We start from the raw sequence: 634 nt of genomic DNA, 5'->3' as shown, positions 1-634 counted from the left end.
TTCCTTCTTCTCCTTCCCTCCCTCCTCCTCCCTCCCCTTTCTCTTCCCCCCCTTTCTTCTCCTTTTCTTTCTTTTTTTTTCCTTTTTTTCCCTTCTTCCTCTTCTCCCTTCCCTTCTCCTCTTTCTTCTCTTTCTTCTTCCTTTCCTTCTCTTCCTTCTTTTTCCCTTTCTTTTTCTTCTTCTTCCTCTTCTTTTCTTTTTTCCTCCTTCTTTTCTCCTCCCCCCTCTCTTCCTCCCCTTCCCCTTTCCCCTCCTCCCTCTCTTTCCTCTCTTCCCCCTTCTCCTCCCCCCTCTCTTTCTTTCCTTCCTTCTTCTCCTTCCCTCCCTCCTCCTCCCTCCCCTTTCTCTTCCCCCCCTTCTCTTCTTTCTTCTCCCCCTCCTTCTTCTCCTTCTCTCTTTTCTTCTCTTCTTTCCCCCCCCCCTCTTTCCCCTCCCCCTCCTTTTTCCTCTCTTCTTCTCCCCCTTCTTCCTCCCTCTCCCCCTTCTTTTCCTTCTTTTCCCCCTTCCCCCCTCCCCTCCCTTCCTCTCCCTTTTCTTTCTTCTTTTTCCTTCTTTCCTCCTCCCCCTCCTCCTCCTCTTTCTTTCTCTTCTCCTCTTTTCTCTCCTTCCCCTTCTCTTTCTCCTTTCTTCCCTT

At 50.2% G+C, this 634-nt stretch carries 1 protein-coding gene; it reads right to left on the bottom strand.

Annotated elements, in window-relative coordinates:
• On the bottom strand, nucleotides 1-634 hold a 634-nt coding region (locus tag AU074_RS34995), incomplete at both ends, for a hypothetical protein (RefSeq protein ID WP_178106616.1).

It is taken from the genome of Pseudomonas sp. ATCC PTA-122608 (assembly GCF_001952855.1).
GTDB lineage: Bacteria > Pseudomonadota > Gammaproteobacteria > Pseudomonadales > Pseudomonadaceae > Aquipseudomonas.
This window is presented reverse-complemented; position numbering and strand designations above follow the sequence as displayed.